Genomic DNA, 20,188 nt, shown 5'->3' on the forward strand with positions numbered 1-20,188 from the left:
CAGCGAAGCGAGGCGTTAGCCTAGCGCTGAAAGAGTCAGTTCGCGTCTCTACCAAATTGAGAGTTGGAAAAAATTAAACCTAGCAGCATTAAGCAAAATTGTTATAAACGGTCGCATCAACGCTGTTGCGACTCCTTTGGGAAAACAGCAGATGTATGAACTGGCAATTCCCTGAAAAGTCCAAAATTCAAAGTTTAAAAGTAGAAGAAAAAGAAAAAAAATCCTTTATTGCTAATTTTGCTTTTTTCTTTTTTCCTTCTTTAATCGTTGCAAGTGGTTTGGTGCTAGGGATTTGGCAACCACTGGAACAGCTTGCTTATCGGGGTTTATTCCGCCTCCGGGGAACGATGCCTTGGGATGAGCGGGTGGTGTTGATTGACATTGATGATGCCAGTTTAAAGGAACTGGGTCGTTTTCCTTGGCCTCGCAAGCAATACACCCAGTTGCTGAATCAACTATCCGCAGCAGAGCCTAGTGTGGTGGTATTGGACGTGCTGATGCCCGAAAGTAGTCCGGAAGACGGACAGATGGCGGCGGCGATGGAAAAAGTGGGTCAGGTGGTGTTGGCGCAGGGGTGGGATCGGACAAATAACCCTTTGCGTCCTACTCCAGAATTGAGCAAAAGCGCGATCGCAATCGGACATATTGCCAACCACGAGGATAGCGATGGTTTAACTCGCCAAGTTGTACCGCAACTTGAAGGCGTGCCTCTTTTAAGCATCGCGGCTTCCCAGGTTTATTCACTGGTGAAAGAGCCGGTAAAACTCCCACCGATGAATCAACCGCTGCTCGTGAACTGGCCCGGTGAGGTGCTTCAGGCACCGCACTATTCCTTTGTTTCAGTCCTTCAGGGGAAAGTGCCTGCCTCGGCATTCAAGGGAAAAATTGTGATGGTGGGCGTCACAGCCGCCGCTCTCGATCCTCTAAACACTCCGTTTGAAGGTCATCCACCCGCGAGTGGAATTCACCTGCACGCTACCGTTCTGAATAATCTCTTACAACAAAACTTTCTGAAAACCCCAGACCCCAAGTGGCTGCTAGTTTTCCTGTTGTTGGGCGGGCCAATTCTTGGCTTCACGCTCAACCGCTATCGGGCCAGACACCAGCTGATTGCAGTCGTTAGTCTTTGTAGCGGCTGGGTCATTGTCAGTGTAGTGCTTTTGCGGGTGGGTTACTTGATGCCGGTCGTGTCACCCGTGGGATTATTTTGTTTAACGGCAGCGAGCTTGAGCATCCAAGAGCGTCTGCGAATGAAAGCGCAGCTTCAACACATTGAGCAACAGCAGCAACAAAGGCAACTTTATGACTCGCTGACGGGTTTGCCTAATCGAACCTTATTTATGGAGCGGTTGGAGGTTGCCCTAGAACGTACCTATCAGTTTGAAAATTATCTATTTGCGGTACTATTTGTGGATCTCGACCGATTTAAGGTGATTAACGACAGCTTGGGGCATACGGTCGGAGATAAACTACTCGTCGCGATCGCGCATCGGCTTTGTACCCTGATGCGCCCCAGAGATACGGTGGCACGTCTTGGCGGAGACGAGTTCACGATCCTGCTGGAGGAGATTCAGCAACTGGGTGACGCGACCCGCGTTGCCGAGTCAATCCACGAAGCCCTCGCATCCCCTTTTTACCTTGATGGACATGAAGTATTCGCCGCCGCCAGTATTGGCATTGCCCTGAGCCGGAGAGCCGGAGAGCCGGAGACTCGGAGAGTGGGACAGGATGGTAAGACAATTCCTTTCCTCACACCTTCAACTCTTCCTTCACCCAACACTCAAAAGGGGCAAGAACCCGTACTTAACCCGGAGTGGGACTTGCTGCGCGATGCCGACATTGCCCTATCTCAGGCAAAAATAATGGGAAAAGGGCGTTATGCAGTCTTCCACACGACTTTACATGCACGCGCGATCGCACTTTTACAATTAGAAACCGACCTGCGTCTGGCAATTGGAGCTTTATCTAAGGAAGGTTTTGAGTTCTCCGTTTTGAGTTCTCCTTTACAAGATGAAAATTCAAAACTCAAAACTCCAAACTTCAAACTTTTACCTAACTCTGAGTTTCGGGTTTACTACCAGCCTATTATCTCCCTCTCAACCGGCAAAATTACTGCCTTTGAGGCACTCGTGCGCTGGCAGCACCCTAAGAGAGGGTTAGTTTCTCCGCTTGAGTTTATTCCCGTTGCAGAAGAAACTGGGCTGATGGCGCAACTGGATTGGTGGGTATTGCGCGAAGCCTGCTGCCAGATGCGGGCTTGGCAAGAAAGATTCGTTCAGAATAGTGAACCCTCAACATCCAACTATGAACAATTAACAATTGGCGTAAATCTTTCTGCGATGCAGTTTGCCCAATCTGACATGGTTCAGCAGATCGATCGAATTGTTCGGGAGACTGGTTTGGAAACTCGCAGTTTAAAGCTAGAGATTACTGAAACTTGCTTGCTAGAAGATGCCGATGCCGTAACCGCTATGCTTGAGCAGCTCAGAGCCTTGGGAGTGAAAGTGGGAATTGACGACTTTGGCACCGGCTATTCTTCCTTGGGGCGTCTGCATTGCCTACCAATTGATACCTTGAAAATTGACCGCTCCTTTATTAGCGGCATGGGGGATGAGGAAAATCGCTGGGAAATTGTCCAGACAATTATGACGCTGGCTCACAATTTGGGGATGGATGTGGTTGCCGAAGGTATCGAAACCGCAGAGCAGATGCTTCAGCTCAAGCGGCTGCAATGTGAATACGGACAGGGATACTTTTTTTCTAAGCCCGTAGATGCACCGGCAGCTGAGGCGTTATTGGCAGCACAGCCCCAGTGGTGATAAAAATCAAAAATTGCCTCAAATCGGCAAGGCAATATCAGCCGTTGAAACTGGGAAAAATTTGAGAGTTGAAATAGAATTCCAACATCTCAAATCTCAAATTTAGGGTGAGTCGCTGGGGTGGTTGTAGCTGGAAACAGCTGCTCTGAGATTACCTTTGTGTTCTGCAAGGAGGCGATCGCCTTCTTGCTTCTCCAAACCCGTCCAATGCATCAACAACGCTAACTTGACAGAACGCCCACTTTGCTCCAGCAAATATCCAGCGTCTTCTCGATTTAAATCCGTGAGGTCTTGCAGCATTCGCAGGGCGCGATCGTGCAATTTTTTATTAGTAACGGCGACATCTACCATGCGATTGCCGTAGACTTTGCCCAGCTTCACCATCACGCCGGTGGAGAGGATATTTAAAGCCATTTTGGTAACGGTTCCGGATTTCAGTCGCGTTGAACCTGCCACCACTTCTGGCCCTACGATTAGGCGAATATCTAAATCTGCATCGATGGTGACTTGTTCGGCTGGGACACAAGCAATCAAAATTGTGGTTGCACCCCGCTGACGTGCCGCTTGGATTGCACCGTGGACAAACGGTGTTGTTCCCCCAGCAGTGATACCGACAACAACATCGAGATGGGTAATCTGCCGAGTTGCGATCGCAGATGCCCCGTCTTCATGTTTGTCTTCCAAATCTTCTGAGCTGCGGATTAACGCTCCCGCACCCCCGGCGATAATCCCTTGTACCAGTTCTGGCGGCGTACAAAAGGTGGGCGGACACTCCGCTGCATCCAACACGCCCAAACGCCCGCTCGTGCCAGCTCCCACATAAAACAGGCGTCCCCCATGACGTAACGCCTCAGCCGTCTTATCGATTGCTTCAGCGAGCTGAGTTCTGGCGATTGCGATCGCTGCTAGCGTCTGAGCATCTTCCTGATTGAACAAATCTACCAATTCCAGAGAACTCATCTGGTCTAGATTCTGGCTATTGGGATTAACCTGTTCTGTTAAAAGATGTCCCCGCTCCTCCAGATTCTTCATCCTCGATCCTTCATTTTTTTTATCGTTCATCCTGCCAAGAAAGCGCCGCTATGGGTTACGCGATCGCTAACATCCTCGATCCTTTCATAACAGTCCTTCTAATTGACGGCGAATTCTGTCTAGATCGGAAACTTCCGCTTGCGGAGCATCTGGTTTCCAGTCTGTTTCCTCCAGATTCGTTTCTGGCGGAACCAGAAAAAGACGTTCCGCATCTCCTTCGGGAACAAATCCCTCCGGAATTAGCTTGCACTCGTAACCTGCACCCTCGCAAAATGCCTCGACTTCCTCTGCATCGATGGCTTCAACACTGGGACTGAGAAAATCTTGTGCTTCTAGCAGCATTGCATAGCGAGTCGCATCGTCTTCTGATTCAAACATGAGTATCCAGTTGCGATCGCCAATCTGAATCGAGTGAATCCCCTCGTTGTCAGTCCGAGGATTAAATATTAAAACGAATACGCGCCTAGATGTAGTCATCGTTTTTTATCCATTCTTAACTTAGGATATCTAACTGGCTTCCCTGATATCACGTCTAGTTGCTCTTCCTTTGCTAGCTAGCGATGCGGAGCAATAAAGACAGAGGGAAAGAGAAATTCAAGAGAGAAGATTCAAATGAAATTGCGAGGAAATCAGCAAAAAAGCTAAATTACCCCCAACCAATAGATGTTAAGACATTTCAGATCGCCATAGATATCCTTTCCTAGCTCAAGCAACTCTACCGTAACGGGCAGTCACAGGATGATGGGGATTTTCTTGATTGCATAACCACGCCCACATCTGATCGCCCAAGCAGAAATGCCACCACTCGTTGGGATGACGGCGAAACCCAGCTTGGAGCATGACATCATTTAATAGCTGCCGGTGAAAATGATACTGCTGTTCGACTGCCTGGGTGCTATTGGCATAATAATCGGGATGCGATCGCGCTGATATTTCATCAATTTCTCCCCCCATATCTATCGTCTTGCCAGTATTGTCTACTAAGGTGATATCCACCGCAGCCCCCGTACTGTGAGGCGGTGGCGTTGCTGGATCGAGGTTGGGGGGTGCCCAAAATTGATAAACTATCTCCCAAATTGCTTGACGCTGAGCTTCTGTTAACTCAATCAAGTTTAAACCTTGAGCCTGAACCACTTCAGCAAAGGTGTAATCTACCATGAATTGCTGGACTTCCACGGGTCGAAAGGCATCAAAGAGATCGATCCGCCAATCTGGATTCGTGACAGCTAACTGGTGTTGGGCGGCAATTAGGGATTCGAGGACACCCTGACGGAGATAATAAGGTGAGCGATCGCCATAAGTCGCACCCAATTTTTCATAAGGATGGGGAGAGACAACCGCAAATTGTTCCAAAGGAATGGCAGTGAGCGGCTCACCACACTCTACAATTACAATCTGCTGATAAGGTTTCATATTCCGTTCTTTCAGACTGACCCTATTTTGCCGTCTGGCGTGAAATATTCAAAATATGCAGTATTTTTATCAGTAGTTTTAGACAAGTTTAATCGACGCTTCAAAATAACGAGATAAAAAGATTTAAAAGCTAAATATCTATATCAAACTTAGAAAATAATTATTAATAAAAAATTAACAGTGCTAGAATCCACAATAACAATCTTAATTCATCCCTTAAAATCTTCTTTCTTTTCTTTCTTCGCGCCCTAAGCGCTAACGCGCAGGCTACGCCAACGCGACTTCGCGGTTCATCAAAAAATTGCTGTATCTAGCGTAATCTTGATAGTTGATTTCCGCAATACCTAAACTTCTGTCATCCCCTCTAAGTCGATGACTAATTCTAGGGGCTGGATGTCTCCCCATGTTTCGCTAATGAATTTCTGAGTAGCCAAGGCGAGTGGAGAGCTAGATTCATGGAATGTTTCGCTAGCTTTGCTTAAATCTTTTGCCTTTTGATACAAAATTAAATAGTCCCCATCTTGGCTGCGTTCGAGAAAGATGGATTCTATAATAACTCCTTCGTTCCTCAGCAATTCCCGCACTTCATCCAATTGATTGTTCAAGTTCTTGAGCCAACCAATTACAGGGAGGGTCAATCCTGGCTTAATCCGAATTTTTAAGCATTGGGTGTCCGCCATTAACTTGCCCTTTATGGATGGATAAAATTGAAAAATTACCGAATTGCGTATTGCGTGTTAGGTTGCTTATTCGTTTTACAGAAAGTTTGCTGTAAACCTCTTAATTCCCGCGATTCTTGCTTCACCTGACCAGACATTGCAGCTGTCTGTAAAGCCATGAAAGCGTTGAAGTCTTCCAGACCATACTTAGTTCTTAAAAGCTGTCGCAGTTGATTTTCTGCTGCAATGGTTAAATAACCTGTTGCCAGAGCCTGTTGTACAAGGTCGCGGATCAGAGACATATTCACCCCTCAAAAATTTTTATATTAACAATATGACCCGGAAAACTAAGTAGTTATCAGTTCGCGCCAGCCAGAAAAATTCAGTGTTTTCAACCGTTCTTTTAATAAACTTGGGCGATCGCAGCTTTATGTATTTCTGGTTTTGCGAATGCTAATAGCAATGAATTATTAGCCGTTAGCGATTCAGAAATGGCTGGCTGTTCAACCGGCTTTTAGATGGGTCATCCTGTTAATCTGCCACACTAGGTAGGAAACTTTTACTCCCCGAAGGGCTATAGAAGTTTCCTACCTAGTGTAAAAGAAGCGGTTCTAGTAAACCTCATCCTATGGACTCACCCGATCGGGTGATTTTCTCAATCGCTAGCATGGTTCGTGCGTTTTGGTCAGCGGTAGCACGTAACGCCAATACCGAAGACCAAACATAGGTGGGAGTTCGATGTCCTGCTGAAATCCCATTTGCTCATACATTTTTCTGGCAACCGTCATCAACTCGCTCGTATGCACTCCAATTTCGCAGGCACCGTCTGCTTTTGCACGCTGAATACACTCCTGGGTGAGCAGTCGTCCGGCTCCCTTTCCGCGATGGGAAGGGGATACTGCCAGCAAGCGAATGGATGCCCACTGGGGCGGAAACAGCCTGCCGTCTGATTTACCAGGAGCAAAGTACGCCACTGTCCCGACGAGGTGACAATCCTCCTGTGCCACGATTAACTGAGCTACCTCGGCTCTCTTTGCGACTTGGGACAAATTCCCCTGAATCACCTCCCAGCCACCGGGCGCTAGGGCGCGTGCGTACTCCTGGTAGGCTGCAACCGAGATTTGCTCGATTTGGGTGAAATCCTGTGACAGGGCGTTCCGAATCGCGATCGCCATATTTTATGTTTGCCTGTCTGATTTGAACTCTACGAAGTTTTCTTGGTTTCACTGATTCGGCGCTGGCGCGGAGCTAAGAACCCAGCACTGAGTATCATCAATCCTGCTAGGATGCTGGGTTTAGGTACGAAAGTGCGATCGCCTTGCTTACGGTTTCCCCAGCACTAACTCTAAAGTGGCATTGCGGATAGAGGTAAAATACTGTCCGACTTCTTGGTTTGACAAAGACACTACAGTAAGCCCTCGATTAGGCAAGTACCACAGCGCAGCAGCAGTCCCGATGCCACTCCCGCTGATTCGCCATGCTTTTCCCCAAGGGGTATCGTTAGACCAAATCCCCAGCCCATATCCGAAACCGCTTCCCAAGTCGATAAAGGTAAGCATTTCCTTGAGGGTGCGAGGCTTCAACAATTTACCCCGGAAAAGTTTATCGCCAAAGCGAATCAGGTCTTGCGTATTGGAAACCATTGTGCCAGCAGCCCATGCTACTGACATATTTACAAATGTAAGATCCTCATCAATTCCATCCTGAGGGTAGATATCCCAATATGCATGAACGATTCCCCCCGGAACGCTATCGGTTCTAGCAGTAAAAAAGGTATTTTTCAGCCCTAAGGGTTTAATAATTCGATTTTCTATTTGACTAGCTAGGCTGGAATTTGTCGCCTTTTCAACGATCATCCCTAGCAAGATAAAACCAGTGTTGGGATAGACCCACTTCCCAATCGTTGGTTGTCGTCCGTAAATGTAGGAAACAAGCTCCTCTGGCTTCCAGTCTCTGTATGGATTCTGAAGGATATCCTGCCAAATCGCGCTGTCGTCGGCTAAGTAATCGTAGATGCCGCTGGTGCCGTTCAAGAGTTGGCGAATTGTAATTTTGTTACTGTTCGGAATATTTTTGGCAATTGAAGGAAGCCATTTGTCTAAAGTATCGTCTAATTTGAGCTTTCCTTCATCCACCAGTTGCAGCACAACGGTTGCCGTAAATGTCTTAGTGGCGCTCCCGATGCGGAATTGATCCTGTGGAGCCACAGAGGTTCCCGTTGCCAGGTCAGCTACACCACTAGACCCAAACCATTGTCCCTCGTCGCGGCTGGCGATCGCTAAAGTTGCACCAGCTACTCCTCCTTTACCTGGAACTCCCGCTGCCAAGCGGGTTTTGTCCAGTGTTACTTGGAGTTGGCGAGCGAGTTTGTCAGATACAGTGTTTGTCGGTGAGTTGCTGTGTTTTTGAGCCGTTAGCAATGAAATAAGATTCGAGCTGCCTGCCTTTGGTGCTGTCGTGCTTGACACTGCTTTACTAGCAATAGCGGTGCTGCCTGAGATACCAAGAACCACGGTTGCGGCAACAGCGACTGATGCAGCTATTTGAGAAAAGTACATATTCGCCATTCCTTGTCAAGTACAATTTTTGCTTGGGTTAGTTTTAGTTTGGCGAAAGAAAGCTATACAATTCCAGATCGAAACTCGATCGAAAAGCGATCAATTTCTAATGGCTAATAGTCACTCTTGTATTAGCCATTGGCTTGTCTTCAAAAAGCGACACGCTTGATATTAGTTTTCCAGTCGGTCGATTTCTTGATGCCACAAAATCTCTGTGACTCGCACAATTCCTGCTTTCAAATGACGGCGAAAGGTGCCGATAGATATATCTAATATTTCTGCGGCTCGTTCCTGGGATGGAGCGGGGTGCAGGTAGGCGCGATCCAAAGCGCGATAAAATTTGGCTTCGCGGGGCGATCGCTGTAACGATTCAACCGCTTCTTGCAACAGCGCTTGTAAGGCGGCAATTCGTTCTGCTGCACGAGTATTGGTGCCTGCACGTTCGATAACCAGATGCGATCGCGCTAAAGGATTATGTAATAGTGCCTCCGGTCGCACGAAATCCCGCAAAGCTTGATGCACCGCAGAGGCAAATTCAGATTGGCTTAAAGGGGAATTGGGAAGTGGTAATGAGGAATGGGGGATTGGTATTCCCTTCCCTTGCCTGATCTCCCCCTCTCCTGGTGGAGCGATCGCGATCGCCCAAGCTGGCAGTTCCAACAAATCATTGAATACGGGAGAAACTCGATAATTGTGCGCGGATACACCATAACGCCGTCCACCCACTTCAAAAGATGTTTCTGGCAGCAACGGCATATTGGCTGCCGTACAAAACAATTCCCAGAAATCCGGTTGAGCGATCGCTGTAAAAATAAAAGCTAAGCCGGGAGTCGTGACGCAGTGCCGAAAAATTTTGATAAAGATGAGGCTTTGAATTTGGGAAACAGCTTGATAAGTATCAGCAGCCATCCAAAAGCGGCAGAACGTAGCCTTCTCACCAAGTTGTAATGCTCCCTGCTGCTGGATATAATTCCACACCGCCTGAGTAGCGGGGTCAACTTGTAAATCTTCTAAACTAGCTTCATCCAAAGTCAGCATCATCATAAAGCCTAGAGGAGTTCCCTCCTCCGACTGGCGAAACACCAACACTCCTTGAGGCTGTCGCGCCAACCAATGTGCTAAAAGCTGGGCAGAAGCTTCCCCCTCGTGAGTCGCCACCATCTCCATCAGCACCGAGCGATCGCTCTCACGCAGCGTGTCGGTCAGCAAGTTGTTGTCTTGCCATATCAAAAATTGTCGTACTTGCGGACTTTTGAAAACATAATCAAATAGGGCGCGTTCTAGTTCCAAACCCTGAGTTTGCAGGATACGTTTGCAGTAATAACCACGGGCACGACCGAACAGTTCGGCATAGCGTTCGGGATTTCGCCAGCGCAAGTCAGCGGAAATTGCTTCCCGTGCTAAGTCGTGGGGAAAGATACCTTGTAATCTCGATTCTATAAACGAAAGTCCTCGCAGCCAGTTGAACAACTCATAAGCATCGGGAATCGCGAGAGTTTCACACAGCAGTGCTTCGGTAGTTAAACGCACTAAAGCACAAACTTCTAATGCTGCCCGATGCAACGGGCTGGGGACTTCTTGCACAAATTGTTCTAATAAAGTTTTCACCACATCCGGCGCAGCTTCTGGTCGAAAATCAATATTGCCGTGCTGGGCAAAAACATCCGCAACTAGGGACATTGCCAGAGGATGACCGCGAGTAAAGTTCAAAACAGAGGAATGCTGTTCGACAGGAATCTGACGTTTTGTCAGATACGTCCGACTTTCTTCTGGATTCAGGTTATCTAAGGATATTAAACGCATCAACGCCTGCCACCCCGGATCGGCACGCCAAGCAGATGACGGGGGTTGACGACCCGCGAGAACGACGAGGGCATTTTCCGGCAACTGGGGTAAGAAAAATTCCCGCAGCCAGTCTTCTAGTGGCGTTAAGGTTTGGTAGGTATCGATCAGAAGGACACAGTGACCAGGTTGGGAAGCAAACCACTCCCAAGGCTGGTTTTGATGCCCCAGACCGATAACCATCTGGAGGGCGCTGAAAAAAGAGTCGGGTGAAGGTTCGACATTACGGGTATCCAGGTAGACGACTGGTGTTTTCGCTTGTTCGCAGATGTAGGCAAACTCGCGCAGCAAAGTCGTCTTGCCAACACCACCCGAACCATGAATATAGAGGAGATGCCAAGGTAATTGCGCCTCGTCCAGCGCCGACTGAAATAGAGTTTGTTCGCGATCGCGTCCTACAAACCGACTACGACGCAACTCCTCTAGACGATCTGATACCCGCGATGACTTCATTTACTCTTTTGTTTGTTTAACCGCCCCAGAAGCGGCGGGTGGCACCGGATCGTAACCGCCAGGATGGAAGGGATGGCAGCGCAAGATGCGCCGAATCGCCATCCAGCCGCCGCGCCAAGGGCCAAATCTCTCTACCGCCTCTAAAGCATATTTGGAACAAGTCGGCTGAAACCGACACGCTGGGGGAAAAAGGGGAGAAATTAGCACTCGGTATCCCCGAATTAGCCAAATTAGTAATATTTTCATTACTGTGCCCTGGATCTAATAGATTGGTAAGGAGAGCTTTTTTTTATAATTCAATCTTTGCGTAAATCCGTGTTGTGGTTAGAATCAATTCCGGATCTATGGCTCCACATTGGGTTAGTTGGGGCTTGCCTGGGCATTCTTGTGTTACTGGCAGAAGGGCTGCATCGCTACACTTCTACCGAACCGGAAAAGGTGCGGAAGGTGGTTCACATTGGCACGGGCAATGTGATTTTGCTTGCCTGGTGGCTGAACCTTCCCGCTTGGGTGGGGATTACGGCTTCAATTTTCGCGAGTGCAGTGGCTCTTTTGTCATACAAATTTCCGATCCTCCCAGGCATTAACAGCGTTGGGCGCAAGAGCTGGGGGACATTTTGCTATGCCCTCAGTATTGGCATTTTAATCGGTTGGTTCTGGCCTCTAAACCAACCCCAATATGCAGCACTGGGAATTTTGGTGATGACTTGGGGGGATGGCTTAGCTGCTCTCATTGGTCAACGATTTGGTAAGCATCGCTATGAATTTTGGGACATCCGTAAAAGTTGGGAAGGCTCGCTGACGATGTTCCTGGTTAGCTATGGGGTTAGTAGCTTAATTTTCCTAGGAGTCCAGGGCAATATCTGGCAAACGTGGGTAGTGCCGATTTTCGTTGCTTTCTTCGCGACTGTCTTAGAAGCGTTCTCCTGGTTCGGCATCGACAATCTGACGGTTCCTGTAGGCAGTGCCGCGATCGCTTTTTTCTTGACTCAGCTGCTTTTACTCACTTAACACTTTTGATAACTAGCAAACAGTTAGTTTGGTTGTAATATCCGTAGAATCCCAGATTACAAATTTTCTGCTTCCATTAAGATAGTTGAAGAAGCCTACCTAGGGACATACTCCCGCTTTATTCAATTTATCTCCAAAGATGGATGTCAATGACTTTTTTTAATCCTGCCGAACCGCTTGTCCGTAGCAAACAGGAAGCCCTTGATTTTCAGGATCGTCAGGGGCTTTTACGTATTCACTTGCAAGTTGGAAATAAAACGCTGATTTCGAGCTTTTATTCTCGAATCGATCAGGCGTTTATTGTTTGGGGTTGGATTACCGCTGCAATTTTTATCAATGCTCAGTTTTTACCTGTTAGCTGGTACGTGCAAGCGATGTTTTGGTCAGCACTTACCTTAGTCGGTACGGTGGGGATGGTGGTGTTGACTCACTTTTGGGTGAAAGTAGAACGCCTGCGCTGGCTGCTTTATAGCTGGGTTGCACTGATGTTATTCGGGATGGTGCTAACTGACTTGGGTATTTTTCTGGGTTGGGGGTTGGTGCTGATGAACCTGTGTCAGTTTTGGCTGGGTCTAAGTACCATTGGCTACTTTTTTACGGGGATGGGAATGCGATCGCGTACTTTCCTGATTAACGGGTTCGTTCATCTATTGGGCATTGGGATCTTGCCTTATGTCGGAGGCTGGCAATTTCTCACCACGGGTCTTGTAATGGCGGGGACTTTACTGCTATTGGCAGGAGTGCAGTGGGATATGCGATCGCCCATTGATTATGACGTATTAACCCCCGAACAAAAGCAGTTTAACCAGGAACAACATCAGCTACGTCAAATGAGTATTTAGAACTTTAAATAAGCTCTAACTTTTGTATTAAATTCCGTACAATTTTATAGAACGCTTGTCACTATAGAACTAGGCAATATTCGGTGCGTGAATTTTCCTCATCCACCGAATATTGCCCGACCATAGCAGGCGTTTTGCTGTTTGTCCTGCGAATTGCCCCACTTAGGAGAACGGCGTCTAGGCGGCGAGTGGTCATTCATTGCCCATTCTCAGGATATGGGCTAACCAAGCCAGTTGAGCGCCAGTTGAGCGTTAAGTAGTGGTACAGGGTTTTTGTCGTTTCCCCTGCTTTGCAGCCACCAAAGGGATGTTAAACCATCCAACAGAGCAGTCTGAGGTGACTGACACATTAAAAGGCGTTCTGGTGGGACTTTTTAGCCATATCAGAATAATTTTTAAAATCATTTCATAAAATTTGGTGGAGAAAGAGCCTCTTTCTCCACCAAATTTCTTATTTTTGACTCCAACAATATAGAAAAAAGCATTCAGGCTGACTACCAATCTTCTTTGCGACGTGCGCTAAACGGTTCCCCTGTAAAGGGCTGCACGCCAGTCACAGGATACGCATCGTCACTTAGTCCAAAGATGCGAGCGATCGCGCCAGAAAAATATTGGATGATATTGTCAAACGTTCGGGTAAGACTCATATCTTTACTCTCCAGATTCCTTTGGGGATTCGATGAAATGTATATTAGTCTTTGATACTTTTATTATGAATATGGCTGGATAGTTTGAGGTAATTTGCAATACTTGTTTGATTAGGTTTGCAATACTTTGCTTAGACTTAAGTCGGCGGTTAGTTTACTTAAGATTTCTACATACTTTTAAATTCATTTAGATTTTGCACAATTAACGCTAGAAACTGATGGTTGGTGGTTAATGGCGAATGGGCAACGCCGCCACGCTCTCTCCTGTGTCTTTTTGGCATCAACTGCCCTTTTCTGTAGCTTTTGAGTCAAAATACTATTAAGAATAATGTATATAACCTAAGAATGACCTGAAGAGGGCAATAAAGCTCTCTTCAGAAACCCTCTTCTTGAAGAACTCATCAAAATGCCTTGACACTATTATGGTGAATATCACTATAATTAGAGAGCCCACACTTGCTAGGAAGCAAGACTATGAGAACTTCCGTGGACGGACTTGTAAAGCATCCTGCTAACCTGCTTCAGGAGCCGGTTAGGGTAGAAGATCGGGAACTCGCGATCGCTTCTGAAGATTACAGCCTCTTAACCGACCTGTATCAGCTGACAATGGCAGCTTGCTACACCGGCGAAGGTTTAGATCAATCACGGGCAAGCTTTGAGCTATTTGCGCGGCGTTTACCCGCTGGCTTTGGCTATTTGATTGCGATGGGGTTGGAACAGGCGCTGGACTATCTGGAGAAATTCCGCTTCAGCCCCAGCCAGATAGCGGCTTTGCAGGCGACCGGAATTTTCGATCGGGCACCAGAGCGTTTTTGGTCGCTTTTAGCAGATGCTCGGTTCACCGGCGACGTTTGGGCAGTTCCAGAAGGAACCGCCGTATTCGCTAACGAACCGCTGCTACGGGTGGAAGCGCCGCTTTGGCAAGCTCAACTGGTGGAAACCTACCTGCTGAATACGATTAATTATCAAACTTTGGTTGCCACGCGGGCGGCGCGGATACGGGATGTCGCGGGGCCAGAAGCGACGCTGCTGGAATTTGGCACCCGACGCGCTTTTAGCCCCCAAGCGTCTCTGTGGGCAGCCAGGGCGGCATTGGCGGCTGGATTGGACGCGACTTCTAATGTACTGGCAGCGATCAAGTTGGGTCAAAAGCCCAGCGGGACGATGGCTCATGCTTTGGTGATGGCGCTGACAGCAACTCCTGGGAGTGAGGGAGAGGCTTTTACCGCCTTCCATCGATATTTTCCGGGTGCGCCGTTGTTGATTGATACCTACGATACAGTTGCCGCTGCCCAAATGCTGGCAGAAAAGATCGATGCAGGAGAAATGCAATTGTCTGGGGTGCGGCTAGATTCTGGCGATTTGGTAGGGTTATCCAAACAAGTGCGATCGCTCTTACCGGATGTTCCCATCTTTGCGAGTGGCGATTTGGATGAATGGGAAATTGCCCGATTGCAAGCAGAGGGTGCTTGCCTTGACGGTTATGGATTGGGAACTCGATTGGTTACGGGAACTCCAGTCAATGGAGTGTATAAACTGGTTGAAATTGATGGCATTCCTGTAATGAAACAGTCGAGTGGCAAGGTAACTTATCCCGGTCGCAAGCAGATTTTTCGCTGCTTTGATGGCAATTTGATGAAAGCTGATCGATTGGGATTGGTGACGGAAAGTCCGCAGTTTGAGCAACCGTTGTTGCAGCCGATGTTTAAGCAAGGCGAACGGGTGTTTCTACCAGAATCTTTAACCCAAATTCGAGAACGGACTGCGATTTCGGTCGCGAGTTTACCAGCGGAGACTCGTCAATTGGATTCGCCTGTTTCGCCGTCGGTGGAGGTTTCAGATGCACTGCTGGAGTTGACGCAAAAAACTTGTCGCGCTGCTTAGGGGAGTTGAGAACGAACCGCGTTGGCGGAGCCTGCGCCTTAGCGCTTAGACGCAAAGGACACGAAGAAAGAGGAAGAAGAGGAATTAGGAAGATAATGAGAATTGCTTTGTTTGGTACGAGTGCTGACCCGCCAACTTCTGGGCATCAAGCGATTTTGAAATGGCTGTCGCAACACTATGATTGGGTGGCGGTTTGGGCTTCCAATAATCCGTTTAAATCGCATCAAACGCCGCTAGAACATCGCTCAACAATGCTACGGTTGCTGATTGAGGAAATTCATCCGAGTTGCCACAATATCGGGCTGTATCCGGAATTCAGTAGCCCTCGAACTCTGGAGACGGTGCAGAAGGCTAGGCAATGCTGGGGGATATCGGCAGATTTTACCGTCGTCATTGGTTCGGATTTAGTAAACCAGATGCCGCGTTGGTATAGAGTTGAAGATTTATTGCAGCAAGTGCATCTACTTGTGGTGCCTAGACCAGGATATGCGATAGATGACTCTGATTTGGAAGCGCTGAGACAACTAGGGGCGCAGATTGCGATCGCTGACATCAAACCACCGGCGGTTTCTTCCACAGCTTATCGTGAGAATGGCAACAGACAAGCCTTGACGACGACCGTTGAGGATTATATTCACAGAGAACGTTTATACGAATGCGAGGACGCAGCTCGAAAAAGATAGGAGATTCGGTAAAAAAACCGGCATTAGCGGATTTTAAAGTCGGAGTCGATAACGTGATTTTCTCAGTCGATACGGCGCAAAACCGACTATTAGTTTTGTTAGTAATGCGGCAGGACGAACCTTTTTCCGATCGGTGGAGTTTGCCCGGTACTTTAGTGCGGCAAGGGGAATCTTTAGAAGATGCCGCCTATCGGATTTTGGCTGAAAAGATTCGCGTGAAAAATCTGTATTTAGAGCAGTTATACACCTTTGGCGGGCCTGGACGAGATCCGAGGGAATGCGAAGAAAGCTACGCAGTTCGTTATCTGTCGGTCAGTTATTTTGCTTTAGTGCGATTTGAAGAAGCTGAATTAATTGCCGATGGGGTTAGTGGAATTGCCTGGTATCCTTTAGAGCAAGTGCCACAATTAGCCTTTGACCATCATAAAATCTTAGAGTATGGTCATCGGCGTCTGCGAAATAAATTGGAATATAGCCCAGTCGCCTTTGAAGTGTTGCCGGAGTTGTTTACTTTGAGTGACTTGTATCAGCTTTACACGACCGTTTTAGGTGAAAATTTCTCGGATTATTCCAATTTTCGCGCCCGACTCTTGAAGCTGGGTTTTCTTTACGATACCAAAGTCAAAGTCTCGCGGGGGGCAGGGCGTCCGGCGAGTTTGTATCGATTTGATGCTGAAGCGTTTGCTCCGTTTAAGGATAAACCGTTGGTATTTATTTAAACGCAAAGGTAGCGCTGTCGCGCTGCTTCGCTAACGCAAAGGTTCGCGCAAAAGTTCGCTAAGTTAAAAAAACAATTTAATTTTATCTTCCTTTGCGTTACTCTGCGTTACCCTTTGCGAACCTTTGCGTTAATCATAAAAAATCAGATAAGGAAAGCCAATTATGAAACAAACCAAAGATTGTTCAAATATTGAAGAAATTCGTCAGGAGATTGATGAAATTGACCGCCAAATTATCGCAGCTTTTGGTAAACGATTTGAATATGTAAAAGCGGCAGCAAAGTTTAAAACAAACGAAACCAGTGTAAAAGCTCCGGAAAGGGTTCAGTCGATGTTGCAGCAAAGACGTCTTTGGGCTGAAGAACAAGGTTTAAATCCAGATGTAATTGAAAAGCTATATCAAGATTTGATTAATTATTTTATGAATGAAGAATTAAAACATTGGCAATCTAAATCCTAATTGCTGCGATTGAAAAATTAGTTTAAATAATCAGAACGACGCAGGTGATAACTGAATATGAAAATTGCGATCGCTCAACTCAACCCCACAATTGGCAACCTCACCAGCAATGCCCAACACATTCTGGAGGCGGCAAGACAGGCAACTCAGCAAGGTGCCCGTTTGTTGCTGACGCCGGAACTCTCTTTGTGCGGCTATCCGCCACGAGATTTGCTGCTGAATCCCGGCTTCGTCGAGTCTATGGCAACGGTGTTGCAGCAGCTAGCAGAGGATTTGCCACCCAATTTAGCGGTGTTGGTGGGTACGGTAGACCCAAATCCGGAGGCGCACGCCGCTGGAGGTAAACCGTTATTTAATAGTATTGCCTGCTTAGAACAGGGCAAAATACAGCAAATTTTTCACAAGCGACTGTTGCCCAGCTACGATGTTTTTGACGAATATCGATATTTTGAACCGGGACTTCAGCCAAATTCTTTTACGCTCGATAATCTCCGCATTGGCGTCACAATCTGCGAAGATTTGTGGAACGATGAGGAATTTTGGGGAAAGCGTAGCTATGCAGTGAATCCGATTGCTGACTTAGCTCAATTGGGTGTAGATTTGGTGGTGAATTTGTCAGCTTCTCCCTATAGTGTTGGCAAGCATCACTTGCGAGAAGCAATGTTGCGTCATAGTACTGTCCGTTACCGCCAACCAAGCATTTACATCAATCAGGTTGGAGGAAATGATGACTTAATTTTTGATGGTAGCAGTTTCGCTTTGAATCACGCCGGGGAAGTGGTGTGTCGTGCCCTTCGTTTTGAGACGGATTTGGTACTGCTGGAATTTGATGAGGAAAAGCGGGATTTGATCTCCCCTTCACTAACCAAGGATAACGGGGAAGTCGCACCGCTTGCGGCAAGTGAAGACGAGGAAATTTGGGCAGCATTGGTGTTGGGAGTGCGAGACTATGCCCGCAAGTGTGGCTTTTCCAAAGTTACGCTTGGCTTGAGTGGTGGAGTAGATTCGGCGTTGGTAGCAGCGATCGCATCCGCCGCTTTAGGGGCAGAAAATGTATTCGGCGTCCTGATGCCTTCGCCCTACAGTTCCGATCATTCTGTCGAAGATGCGCTGAAATTAGCCCAAAAACTGGGTATTGCTACTCAAACTTTAGCGATTGGGCAACTGATGCAGGGTTACGACCAAACGTTAGAACCTCTGTTTGCTGGAACCGCTTTTGGACTTGCGGAAGAGAATATTCAATCGCGGATTCGAGGCAATTTATTAATGGCGATCGCGAACAAGTTTGGCTATCTCCTCCTTTCTACGGGTAACAAGTCAGAAATGGCGGTTGGTTACTGTACGCTTTATGGCGATATGAATGGGGGATTAGCGGTGATTGCTGATGTACCGAAAACTCGCGTTTATTCTCTATGCAATTGGCTGAATCGTAACGGTGAAATTATTCCGACGAATATCCTCACGAAACCGCCAAGTGCCGAACTAAAACCCGGTCAAGTCGATCAAGATTCTCTACCCTCTTATGACATTCTGGATGATATTTTGCAGCGATTAATTCACGAACATCAATCAACTGCTCAAATTATCGAAGCTGGTCACGATCCAGTCGTTGTCAATAAAGTGATGCAATTAGTGGCGCGTGCCGAATTTAAGCGGCGACAAGCACCGCCTGGACTGAAAATTACCGATCGGGCTTTTGGCACCGGCTGGCGAATGCCGATTGCGAGTCGTTGGAGTGCGATCGCATGACGTGGAGTGGATTTTTAGAAACGGCAATGTTGGCTCGTTTTAGCGGCTGATATAGCCCCACTGACTGCCAATTCTTACGGGTGCCAGCCCCTCTTGAAAGGAACCAGCCGCATCAAATTGTGGCTGAATAACTGTTTTGCCAGTCTTGTCCATATATCCATACTTCCCACCAATTTCTACCGCGATTAGCCCTTCGGAAAAACCACCGCGATCGCGTACTTCATTAAACTGCGGCGGAATCACAATTTTTCCGGTTTTGTCCATATAGCCATATTTACCGCCCCTTGAGATGAGTGCCACTCCATCCTCGAAACTGCCTGCATAATGAGACTGCGGCGGGAGAACTAACTTCCCAGTTTTATCGATATAGCCAGTCTTTTTGTCAATCGTTACCGCTGCTAGGTCTTCGTTTGGGTAAAAGGGAGAAGCATACTCAAATTGCGGTTGGATAACCACCTTCCCAGTTTTGTCAATATAACCCCAACGCTGAGGAATTTTACTGCCGATGGCGATGGGTGCTAGCCCTTGGGAAAAACCATCATTTGTCCCATCAAATTGGGGTTTGATGACTAGATTTCCAGTTGTGTCAATAAAGCCTATCTTTAAATTATTATCAAATACCACTGCCCGCCCTTCTTTAAAGGGATAAGCTTGTTTATACTGCGGTTTAATAACTATCTTGCCCGTCTTGTCAATATAGCCTTCTTGATTGCCAATTCTGACGGATGCCAACCCTTCTGAAAACTTATGAGCAGCGGCAAACTGCGGTTTAATAACCAGATTGCGGTTCGTGTCGATATAGCCCCACTTGCCGCCAATACTGGTTGGCGCAAGTCCTTCTGAAAATTGTAAAACTTGCTCAAATGGTGGATTGATAATGACCATTTTTCCAGTCTTATCAATATAGCCGAACTGATTGCCGATTTTTGCGGCTGCCATCCCTTGTTCAAATTTTTCAGCAAAATCAAACTGCGGCTTAATGACAATATTGCCAGTCTTATCGATATAACCTTTTTTTCCGTTACTCGTGACGACTGCTAGACCTTCTGAGAAGTTTTCAGCAGCCTCAAATTGCGGCTTAATAACGCGATCGCCTGTTTTGTCATTTTGGGGCGCTAAAGACGGTGAAGAAGCTTGAGAGGATTGCTGGGTGGATTTTAGGGAACTGACACAGGCGGTAAGAGGAACGATGCCCAAGGCGATCGCGATTAATCCCAGTCTAATTAACTGACTAAAATTCTTATCTTCTAACTTTTTAAATAGCATAGGGTTTCTAGTAGGTAAATATTGGCGTTAATCTCAACCAAGTTTATTTGGTATTTATTTGGTACTCAAGAAATTTAAGCTGAGTACGGCTCGCTCGAATATGGCGCTGGATTTAGGGGAGTGTGGAGATGGCTGGATGAATCTCTCGCAG

20 protein-coding genes are annotated in these 20,188 nt (G+C 47.2%); 8 read left to right on the forward strand and 12 right to left on the reverse strand.

Annotation, left to right across the window (positions count from 1 at the left end):
• Positions 1-155 precede the first annotated feature (155 nt).
• A complete protein-coding gene (locus NDI34_RS06910) occupies positions 156-2,819 on the forward strand; it encodes an EAL domain-containing protein (protein ID WP_348232251.1) in 2,664 nt (887 codons plus the stop codon).
• A 102-nt stretch (positions 2,820-2,921) separates the two neighbouring features.
• Here the strand turns inward: NDI34_RS06910 and murQ are convergent, their stop codons facing one another.
• The 9 genes from murQ to yidD form a co-directional block, all read right to left on the reverse strand.
• Positions 2,922-3,851 carry an N-acetylmuramic acid 6-phosphate etherase gene (gene murQ / locus NDI34_RS06915; RefSeq protein WP_190984690.1) on the reverse strand — a complete coding sequence of 310 codons (930 nt, stop codon included), beginning with the start codon at positions 3,849-3,851 and terminating at the stop codon, positions 2,922-2,924.
• Between the two features lie 84 nt (positions 3,852-3,935).
• Positions 3,936-4,328 carry a DUF3110 domain-containing protein gene (locus NDI34_RS06920; protein ID WP_190410303.1) on the reverse strand — a complete coding sequence of 131 codons (393 nt, stop codon included), beginning with the start codon at positions 4,326-4,328 and terminating at the stop codon, positions 3,936-3,938.
• A 228-nt stretch (positions 4,329-4,556) separates the two neighbouring features.
• Positions 4,557-5,264 carry a M15 family metallopeptidase gene (locus NDI34_RS06925; protein WP_348232252.1) on the reverse strand — a complete coding sequence of 236 codons (708 nt, stop codon included), beginning with the start codon at positions 5,262-5,264 and terminating at the stop codon, positions 4,557-4,559.
• A 344-nt stretch (positions 5,265-5,608) separates the two neighbouring features.
• Positions 5,609-5,944 carry a DUF6176 family protein gene (locus tag NDI34_RS06930; RefSeq protein WP_190687455.1) on the reverse strand — a complete coding sequence of 112 codons (336 nt, stop codon included), beginning with the start codon at positions 5,942-5,944 and terminating at the stop codon, positions 5,609-5,611.
• Positions 5,945-5,979: 35 nt separating this feature from the next.
• Entirely contained in the window at positions 5,980-6,225 is a 246-nt protein-coding gene (locus tag NDI34_RS06935; protein WP_190435322.1) for a hypothetical protein, read from the reverse strand.
• Positions 6,226-6,585: 360 nt separating this feature from the next.
• Positions 6,586-7,098, reverse strand: coding sequence for a GNAT family N-acetyltransferase (locus NDI34_RS06940; RefSeq protein ID WP_348232253.1), 513 nt, complete (start codon positions 7,096-7,098; stop codon positions 6,586-6,588).
• A 147-nt stretch (positions 7,099-7,245) separates the two neighbouring features.
• Entirely contained in the window at positions 7,246-8,481 is a 1,236-nt protein-coding gene (locus NDI34_RS06945; RefSeq protein WP_348232254.1) for a serine hydrolase domain-containing protein, read from the reverse strand.
• A gap of 171 nt (positions 8,482-8,652) precedes the next feature.
• Entirely contained in the window at positions 8,653-10,776 is a 2,124-nt protein-coding gene (locus tag NDI34_RS06950) for an AAA family ATPase (protein ID WP_348232255.1), read from the reverse strand.
• Positions 10,777-11,022: a membrane protein insertion efficiency factor YidD gene (yidD, locus tag NDI34_RS06955; protein ID WP_190410310.1), complete on the reverse strand. Its 246-nt coding sequence runs from the start codon at positions 11,020-11,022 to the stop codon at positions 10,777-10,779.
• Between the two features lie 57 nt (positions 11,023-11,079).
• Here yidD and NDI34_RS06960 point away from each other — a divergent pair, with 57 nt between their 5' ends.
• Positions 11,080-11,787 (forward strand): diacylglycerol/polyprenol kinase family protein, encoded by a 708-nt coding sequence (locus NDI34_RS06960; protein ID WP_348232256.1) that lies wholly within the window; start codon positions 11,080-11,082, stop codon positions 11,785-11,787.
• A 149-nt stretch (positions 11,788-11,936) separates the two neighbouring features.
• Complete coding sequence (locus NDI34_RS06965; protein WP_190410312.1) at positions 11,937-12,629, forward strand: hypothetical protein; 693 nt, start codon at positions 11,937-11,939, stop codon at positions 12,627-12,629.
• A 61-nt stretch (positions 12,630-12,690) separates the two neighbouring features.
• Here the strand turns inward: NDI34_RS06965 and NDI34_RS06970 are convergent, their stop codons facing one another.
• Together NDI34_RS06970 and NDI34_RS06975 are read right to left on the reverse strand one after the other, a co-directional pair.
• Positions 12,691-12,825: a hypothetical protein gene (locus tag NDI34_RS06970; RefSeq protein ID WP_277877453.1), complete on the reverse strand. Its 135-nt coding sequence runs from the start codon at positions 12,823-12,825 to the stop codon at positions 12,691-12,693.
• A gap of 298 nt (positions 12,826-13,123) precedes the next feature.
• Positions 13,124-13,276 (reverse strand): hypothetical protein, encoded by a 153-nt coding sequence (locus NDI34_RS06975; protein ID WP_190536052.1) that lies wholly within the window; start codon positions 13,274-13,276, stop codon positions 13,124-13,126.
• A gap of 474 nt (positions 13,277-13,750) precedes the next feature.
• On the opposite strand from NDI34_RS06975, the gene NDI34_RS06980 reads away from it, so the two are divergent.
• The 5 genes from NDI34_RS06980 to NDI34_RS07000 all read left to right on the forward strand — a co-directional run bounded on the left by NDI34_RS06980 (position 13,751) and on the right by NDI34_RS07000 (position 18,771).
• Positions 13,751-15,160, forward strand: a complete 1,410-nt coding sequence (locus NDI34_RS06980; RefSeq protein WP_348232257.1) for a nicotinate phosphoribosyltransferase — start codon at positions 13,751-13,753, stop codon at positions 15,158-15,160.
• 95 nt (positions 15,161-15,255) lie between these two features.
• On the forward strand, positions 15,256-15,843 hold the full coding sequence (locus NDI34_RS06985) for a nicotinate-nucleotide adenylyltransferase (RefSeq protein ID WP_348232258.1): 588 nt from the start codon (positions 15,256-15,258) through the stop codon (positions 15,841-15,843).
• Positions 15,816-16,562 (forward strand): NUDIX domain-containing protein, encoded by a 747-nt coding sequence (locus NDI34_RS06990; RefSeq protein WP_190437823.1) that lies wholly within the window; start codon positions 15,816-15,818, stop codon positions 16,560-16,562. Before NDI34_RS06985 ends, NDI34_RS06990 begins: the two co-directional genes overlap by 28 nt.
• Positions 16,563-16,725: 163 nt before the next feature.
• Complete coding sequence (locus NDI34_RS06995) at positions 16,726-17,022, forward strand: isochorismate lyase (RefSeq protein WP_190536051.1); 297 nt, start codon at positions 16,726-16,728, stop codon at positions 17,020-17,022.
• A gap of 57 nt (positions 17,023-17,079) precedes the next feature.
• Positions 17,080-18,771 (forward strand): NAD+ synthase, encoded by a 1,692-nt coding sequence (locus tag NDI34_RS07000; protein WP_348232259.1) that lies wholly within the window; start codon positions 17,080-17,082, stop codon positions 18,769-18,771.
• A 39-nt stretch (positions 18,772-18,810) separates the two neighbouring features.
• Here the strand turns inward: NDI34_RS07000 and NDI34_RS07005 are convergent, their stop codons facing one another.
• Positions 18,811-20,037, reverse strand: coding sequence for a WG repeat-containing protein (locus NDI34_RS07005; RefSeq protein WP_348232260.1), 1,227 nt, complete (start codon positions 20,035-20,037; stop codon positions 18,811-18,813).
• Positions 20,038-20,188: the final 151 nt, after the last annotated feature.

The organism is Trichocoleus sp. DQ-U1 (assembly GCF_039961925.1).
In the GTDB taxonomy this organism is placed as follows: domain Bacteria; phylum Cyanobacteriota; class Cyanobacteriia; order Cyanobacteriales; family FACHB-T130; genus FACHB-T130.